Consider the following 7,142-nt stretch of genomic DNA (forward strand, 5'->3'; position numbering starts at 1 on the left):
CGACGACGGGGACGGCGGCGGTCGAGCGCCTGGAGCGCGCCGCGGGGTTCGACCTGATCGTTTTGGACGTGGGTCTTCCCGACGTCGACGGCGTGGCGCTCTGCAGGAGTCTCAGAAGCCGGGGGATGAAGATCCCGGTTCTGATGCTGACGGCCCGCGACGCCATCGAAGACCGCGTGGCGGGGTTGACGGGAGGCGCCGACGACTACGTCGTGAAGCCCTTCAGCCTGAGGGAACTTGCGGCGCGCATCGAGGCGCTCCTCAGGCGCGCCTTCGGGGGCTCCACCGACCGCCTCAAGGTGGGCGATTTGGTTTACGATTTGAACGCCGAGCGCGTCTCGCGCGGGGGCGTGGTGATTAAGCTCAATCCCACCTGCCGGAGGCTTTTGAAGATGCTGATGCTCCGGAGCCCCGCCGTCGTCGAGCGCGCCGTCATCGAAGAGCGCATCTGGGCGGGCCGACCGCCCGCCACGGATTCGCTCCGCAGCAACCTCTATCTTCTCCGCCAGGCGGTCGACAAGCCCTTCCCGAAGGCGCTCATCCGCACGCACCCGGGCCTCGGGTGGTCGATCTCGGACGAAGAGGACTGAGCGCCGCCCGCCCGAAACACCGTCAACGATTAGGAGCCGTCCCAGCCCATGCCCCGATCGCTTCGGCCGCTCGCGCACCTCTGGGGGCGCATCGGCCTCCGGGGGCGAATTCTCCTCGCCTTCGTCCTCCTCATGACCGTCACGGCCCTCGCTTACGCCTGGGCCGTGATTCGCGTCGTCGAATTCACCGAAGAAGAGCTGATGACCCGCGGGATGACGGACGAGTCGGTGCGCGTCGAGCAGGTGCTGGCGCGCGGCCGCACGCCGAAACTCCAGGACGGGTGGGCGCTCTATCTGGACCCGGTGCCCGGTCCCGCCGGCGACCGCTGGCGCGAGACCACGGTCCCGCCGATGCCTGAAGCCTTCCGGGAGGCGCACGACGGCTTCTCCGAGCTGCTCGACCCCCCGGCCTTCCTCTACAAGCGCACGGTGGTGGCCGGCGTCATCGCGGTGACGCTCGACCAAGCGCGCTTCGAGGCGCAGGAAATCTGGATCATGCGCTTCACGTGGGCGAGCGTCTTCGTGGTGCTCGCGGTCTCGCTCGTCGTGGGCGGGCTCCTGGCCGCGGCCGTGCTCTCTCCCATTGAACGCTTGAGCTGGGCCGTGCGCCGACAGGTGGGCGCGAAGAAGTACGTCCCCTTGGCGGCCGACGTCTCGAACGACGAAGTGGGGCAGTTGGCGCGCCTCTGCGACCGCGCGATGCGGGAGCTCTATGAGGCTTTGGACCGTGAGAAGGCCTTCACCAGGGACGTGAGCCATGAACTGCGCACGCCCTTGACCGTCATCGAAACCTCGGGTGAGCTTCTCAGCATGGCCGACTTGTCCGAGCGCGAGCGCCGCCACGTCGAGAGAATCCGCACGAACGCCCGCGCGATGGGCGAGATGATCGACCTCTTTCTGGAGCTCGCCCGCACCGAGGGTCCGGCGCTCTCAACGAACCGCGGGGCGGAGGCGACCGAAGTCGTCGACGCCGTGCAGGAAGCGTGGGAGCCCCGCGCCCGCGCGAAGAACCTCCGGCTCGAACTCTTCGAAACCGCCGCGCTTCCCCACCGGAAGGGCGAGAACCTCTTGGAAGGCAAGCGCTTCCCGGCGCGCCACCTGATGACCGTGCTCGGGAACCTCGTGAAGAACGCCGTGCGGTACACGGAGAAGGGCATGGTGCTCGTGGCCGTCACCGACACCGGGCTCGCCGTCGCGGACACGGGGCCCGGGCTCGGCAAAGACGAAGCCGCCCGGATCTTCGACCCGATGATGCGCGGCGCCGCCGCGCGGACCCAGGAGGAAAAGAAGGGGGCGTCCCCCGTCGCGCCCGGGAACATCCGCACCGAAGGTTTGGGGCTCGGGCTCGCCATCGCGATGAAGGTCGCGGAGCGCTGCGGGTGGGGGCTCACGGTCGCCGACCCCGAGAAGTGGGCCGAAGCCAACCCCGAGGCCGCGGCGGTCCTGAGGGAAGCTTCGGACGGGCACATCGGGGCGGTCTTCGAGATCGAACTCGTCAAGGTCGCGAAGGTCGAGCGTTTGGACCGGAAGACCGAGATCATCTGATCGGGGTTGACCGCGTTGAACCCCTCCGAACCCAACCCGGAGAGAAGGCTCCGGCGGCGCGTCCCCGGGGCCTTCGGCGTCTTCGCCTTCTTCACCGTTTTCGGCGTCCTCTTCAGCGTCGTCTTCCCGATCGGGAAGAGGTCGACGGGCCCGCAGGCGTCGCGCTTTGTCGTTTTCGGCACATGCGCCGCGGGCGCATCGGTTTCGTTTTCCGTCGTTTCCGCCCGACATGTCGGGATTGTTGCTCGGCGGCATTGGTTCAGTGAAAACCGCCCCGGAAACCTCCGGTAACGGTGCGGCACTAAGGTCGCTGAGGAGAGCGCACCGCCCGCGTTTTCTAACCCCAGGATGCCCCATTTCGCTAAGACACCTGACATGAGGCCTTCCGCGGCAATCGTTGCTCACAAAGGATAGGGCGGAAATTGACGACGACCGCCGAATACGGCGGAGTGGAGACCGAAAAGGATTTGTCCGCGTTCTACTTTACGATTTGTCCGGACTCTACTGTACGTTTTGTCCGGACTCCGCCGGGGGGAAATCTCCTCAGACGACCCCCAACGCCGCCGCCCCGGCCCGCAGCGCCGCGTAGGCCGCGATCGATCCCACGACGGTCACCGGCAGATTCGTCTTCTTCGCGAGCACCACGGTGACCAAAAGCGCCCCCAGCATCACGGGGTCCCGCGTCATGAAGGCGGGCGCGACGATCGCCGCCATCACGCAGCCGGGGCTCGCCTTCAAGACCGCCTCGAAGCGGGGCGAGACCTCGCGGTTCCGGAGAATGAGCCATCCGATGACGCGCGTCGAATAGGTGGCGGCGAGCATCCCCAGCATCGTGATGAATTCGAGCTGGTTGGGCCACCCGAGGTTCTGGATCCATTCCGTCATCGCGCGGCCTCCTGGTTTTGGTCCTTCGTCCCGTTGTTCTTCTCAAGTTCCGCGATCAGCGCCGCATCGGCCTCGCGTTCGGCCTCACGCTCCGCTTCGGTTTCAGCCTGTGCCTGCGCCTTCTCGGGCGTCGTGAACCACACCCAGGCGAGCCCGCAGAGGGTCGCCAAAAGGACGCACCAGTGGGGCGGCAGCACGAGGCTCGTCACCGCCGCCGCCACCGCGGAAATCACGATGGGGTGGCACTTTCTCACCCCCGGCCACATCATGGCGAGGAGCGAGAGGAAGGTCGCGGGAAACGCCATCTGCACGCCCCAGTGGGAGAGGTCCCCGAGGTCGCTTCCCAACCAGGCGCCCGCCGCCGCGGACAAGGCCCAGCAGGACCAGAACATCAAGCCCACGGCGACATAAAACGGCAGCGACAGGAGTTCACGGGCGGGCACGCCCGCTTCCGACCTCCGCTTGATGTCGGCGCTCCCGATCGCCCAAACCTCGTCGCACATCAGAAAGTAGATGAAGGCGTTCGTTTTGGCGGGGAGGTGCCGCGCGTAGAGCGACAACGACGCCCCCATCACGATGTGGCGCGAGTTGATGAGCCACGTCGTCAGCCACACGACTAACATCGGGGGCGCGGCGCTCCAGAGCGCCACGGCCGCGAATTCGCTCCCGCCCGCGTAGTTGATACTGGTCATCATCCAGATGGAGAGCGGCGTCATGCCCTTGCGCCCGGCCTCCACTCCCAGGATGAACCCGAGCGGCAGGCACCCGCTCAGGACGGGAAGGCCCGTGCGGATGCCGCGGAAGAATTCCGACGCGGCGGAAGGCTTCGAAGGTGTCACGGACTCGGACGAGGAGGGCGTCGGCGGCGTTGCCGCCGGCGGCGCTTGGTGAGGGACGTGTTCGTCGGACATGGGCTTTCTTTCTCTCTTCTTCTTCTTCGGGGGCCGCTCTGGAGTCGGCTCTTGCGGCGGCCCCAAAGCGTGCGGATCATCCATTCTCGCCCAGGGGAGCGGGTTCGCGCCTAAGGTGAACACCTCATCCCCGCTGACCCCTTCGCGGCGGCCGATGCGGTTCGTGTCGGCCGATGCGGAAAAACGGTATGGAGGGTCCGCAGGCCGCAGGTCTATACTTCACGCCCAAGACCAAAAGGCTTGCCCGATCCTATCGGGCGCTTCCCGGAGCGCCTTGGCGGGGCGCATCTCCCGAGCGCTTTCCGGAAAATTCTCCCAACCGCATTTCTCCCGCGACCTCATGCCGACCCCCAGCATCCCGACCGCGCCGATCCGCCGTCCCGTCGACGGCGCCGCCGTACTGACCGCCGTCGTTCTCTGCTTCATCTGGGGGCTCCAACAGGTCGCGATCAAGGCGGCGGGGCTCGAAGTCTCGCCCATGATGCAGGTCTCGATCCGCTCGGGCGTCGCGGCGGCGCTCGTGCTCCTCTGGAACAGGTACGTTCTCAAAGAGACCTGGAACACCGTCGTGAAGCCCTTCCACGGGTTCCTCACCGGGCTCGGCTTCACCGGGGAATTCCTCTTCGTCGCCGAAGGCCTCCGCTTCACCTCCGCTTCGCACATGGCGGTGCTCCTCTACACGGCGCCGCTCTTCGCCGCCGTGATCCTCGCGGTGAAGCTCCCTGAGGAGCGGCTCTCCAAAGTTCAATGGGCGGGCGTCGCCTGCGCCTTCATCGGGATCGTGACGGCGTTCGGGGTTCCCGCTTTGATGAATTCCGCCGACTCGGGGCTCCCTGAAGAGTGGATCCTCGGGGACGTTCTCGGCCTCCTGGGCGGCCTCTCCTGGGGGCTGACGACGGTGGCGATCCGCACGACCACGATGAACCACGCGGTGTCGTCGCAGATGCTCTTCTGGCAGCTGGCCGTCGCCTTTGCGATCCTATTTCCCCTGGGGCTTTTGACGGGCGAAAACAAGTTCGAGCCGGAGCTGATCGGCTGGTCGAGCCTGATCTTCCAAACCTTGATCGTGAGCTTCGGGAGCTACCTCGTCTGGTGCGGGATGCTGAGGAAGTACCTCGCCGCGAGGCTCGGCGTCCTCGCCTTCATGACGCCGCTCTTCGGCGTCGCCATGGGCGTGGTGCTCCTGGGCGAATCGATCGACGTGTGGTTCGTGATCGGAGCGGTGCTGGTGCTCCTCGGACTCGTGACGGTGCAGGGGAGCGGCGTTCTGAAGTCCGCCGTGAAGCGCCGGAGCTGAGGGGCAGGGAGCCGCGGTTGAGGCTGAGCGCAGCCCCGGCCGCCTGTCATCCAAAATTCACGAAACCGTCAGCCCCTCGACACATCGCCCGGGCAGAATGCACCTCGAGCCGAACGGATGAGGCGCGTGAGACCGGTGACGGAACCCCGGAGATCGCGGTGAAGCCGGGAGGGCTCAAGGAACACTGAATCCGACGCTTAACGATTCGGTTGTTCGGTCTGCGAAGAGGTCGTCGGCGCTGAGCCCGCGGCCTCGATTTTTATCGGCGGCCCGGTGAGGGCAGAGGGCAAAGCGCGACGGCGCGGTCTCATGAGAAAGCTCGGGATGGGGTGAAACGGTGCGGCGGCACCGCCTCGAATAGGCACTTTCGCCTAGGCGACCTCCCAAGGTGAGGCGTAGGATGGTTGTTCGTGCCGCCGTTCGGACCCCGTATAGCTTCGGGGCCGAAAGCGCCGCACGCGATCCAACCCCGCGACCACTCCCAAGAGGACCATCATGCACTTCGACGTTCCCGAGACCGATCTCATCCGCTGGCGCCGACATCTCCACGAGCATCCCGAGCTCGCCTACCGCGAAGAGGCGACGTCCGCCTACGTCGAAGAAGAGCTCCGCGCCATCGGCGTCGACGGGATCGAGCGCCCGGTGAAGACCTCGTTGGTCGCGTGGGTCAAGGGGACGAAGCCCACGGACAAGCCCACGAAGACCGTCGCGCTTCGCTGCGACCTCGACGCGCTTCCCGTCGAAGAGGCCTCGGACCTTCCGTTCAAATCCAAGAACCCCGGCGTCTCCCACGTCTGCGGGCATGACGCCCACATGGCGATGATGCTCGCGACCGCAAAGGTCTTGGCCCAACACCGCGACGCCTTCTCGGGGACCGTGAAGTTCTTCTTCCAGCACGCCGAAGAGCAGATCCCGGGCGGCGCCGCCGATATGGTGGCGGCGGGCGTCATGGAAGGCGTCGACGCCGTCGTGGGACTTCACGTCTGGAACGCGAAGACCGGCACGATTTTGGTCGCGACCGACAGGCAGGCCTCGACCGCATCGGACTCGGCCGTGATCCGCATCGAAGGGTGCGGCGCGCACGGGTCCGCTCCGCACACCGGGATCGATCCGATCCTCGTGGGCGCGGAGATCGTGCAGGCCCTCCACACGATCGTCTCCCGGAACATCAACCCCGAACACTTCGCCGTCGTCTCGCCCACGATCTTCCGCGCGGGGACCGTGGTGAACGTCATCCCGCAGACGGCTGAAATCGGGCTCAACACCCGCACGAAGGATCCCGAAGACAGGAAGCTCATCAAGGAGCGCATCTTCACGATCTGCGAGTCGGTCGCGAAGGCCCACGGCGCGAAGGTCGAGGTCGAGTGGGAACAGGGGTACGCCGCGATCGAGCAGTCCGACGACATGATCAACCGCGCGCTTCGGGTCTGCCGCGAGACCCTGGGTGAGGAGAACGTCGGCACCTGGCACGGCATGAGCGCGAGCGAGGACTTCTCGGCCTTCTCGGCGGAAGCCCCCGGCGTCTACCTGATCCTGGGCTGCGGGAGCGCCGAGGAGGGGTGCCCGTACTCGAATCACCATCCGTCCTTCCGCGTGCGCGAGGAGGCGCTGCCCGTCGGCGTGCGGGTGGAGGTTGCGATGGCGCTCGACTATCTCAACGGCTGAGCGTTGGGAACGTGGTGACGAAGAGGCGGCCGATCCTTCGGAAAGGCCGCCTTTTCACGTGCTGGAAGAGGGAGGATCTTCTGCTTTCTATCGGGATTCGATGGCAGGCAAAACCAACAGTCCGTTTCAGATTGAAGGTACGAAAGTTGCGTTGCAATGCATTGCGTTGTATGCGTTTTGTTATACAATGACCAAACAGGAAAGGTCGTTTAGGAGGAACTTATGGCGAACACCACCATCAGCATTCGC

Annotated in this window: 6 protein-coding genes; 4 read left to right on the plus strand and 2 right to left on the minus strand. The window is 65.9% G+C overall.

What is annotated here, in order from left to right:
- Both HMPREF9440_RS06075 and HMPREF9440_RS06080 read left to right on the plus strand, forming a co-directional pair.
- A partial coding sequence (locus tag HMPREF9440_RS06075; RefSeq protein ID WP_008542502.1) for a response regulator transcription factor occupies positions 1-590 on the plus strand: 590 nt, incomplete at its 5' end.
- A 48-nt stretch (positions 591-638) separates the two neighbouring features.
- Positions 639-2,135, plus strand: a complete 1,497-nt coding sequence (locus HMPREF9440_RS06080; protein ID WP_008542504.1) for a sensor histidine kinase — start codon at positions 639-641, stop codon at positions 2,133-2,135.
- A 543-nt stretch (positions 2,136-2,678) separates the two neighbouring features.
- Here the strand turns inward: HMPREF9440_RS06080 and HMPREF9440_RS06090 are convergent.
- Positions 2,679-3,020 carry an AzlD family protein gene (locus tag HMPREF9440_RS06090; RefSeq protein WP_008542507.1) on the minus strand — a complete coding sequence of 114 codons (342 nt, stop codon included), beginning with the start codon at positions 3,018-3,020 and terminating at the stop codon, positions 2,679-2,681.
- Positions 3,017-3,859 carry an AzlC family ABC transporter permease gene (locus HMPREF9440_RS06095; protein ID WP_157180696.1) on the minus strand — a complete coding sequence of 281 codons (843 nt, stop codon included), beginning with the start codon at positions 3,857-3,859 and terminating at the stop codon, positions 3,017-3,019. The genes HMPREF9440_RS06090 and HMPREF9440_RS06095 overlap by 4 nt, the downstream gene beginning before the upstream one ends.
- A 412-nt stretch (positions 3,860-4,271) precedes the next feature.
- On the opposite strand from HMPREF9440_RS06095, the gene HMPREF9440_RS06100 reads away from it, so the two are divergent.
- Together HMPREF9440_RS06100 and HMPREF9440_RS06105 are read left to right on the plus strand one after the other, a co-directional pair.
- On the plus strand, positions 4,272-5,228 hold the full coding sequence (locus HMPREF9440_RS06100; protein ID WP_008542509.1) for a DMT family transporter: 957 nt from the start codon (positions 4,272-4,274) through the stop codon (positions 5,226-5,228).
- Positions 5,229-5,723: 495 nt separating this feature from the next.
- Entirely contained in the window at positions 5,724-6,893 is a 1,170-nt protein-coding gene (locus HMPREF9440_RS06105; RefSeq protein WP_008542511.1) for a M20 metallopeptidase family protein, read from the plus strand.
- The last annotated feature ends 249 nt before the right edge of the window (positions 6,894-7,142 follow it).

The sequence above is a fragment of the Sutterella parvirubra YIT 11816 genome (assembly GCF_000250875.1).
Classification (GTDB): Bacteria; Pseudomonadota; Gammaproteobacteria; order Burkholderiales; family Burkholderiaceae_F; genus Sutterella; species Sutterella parvirubra.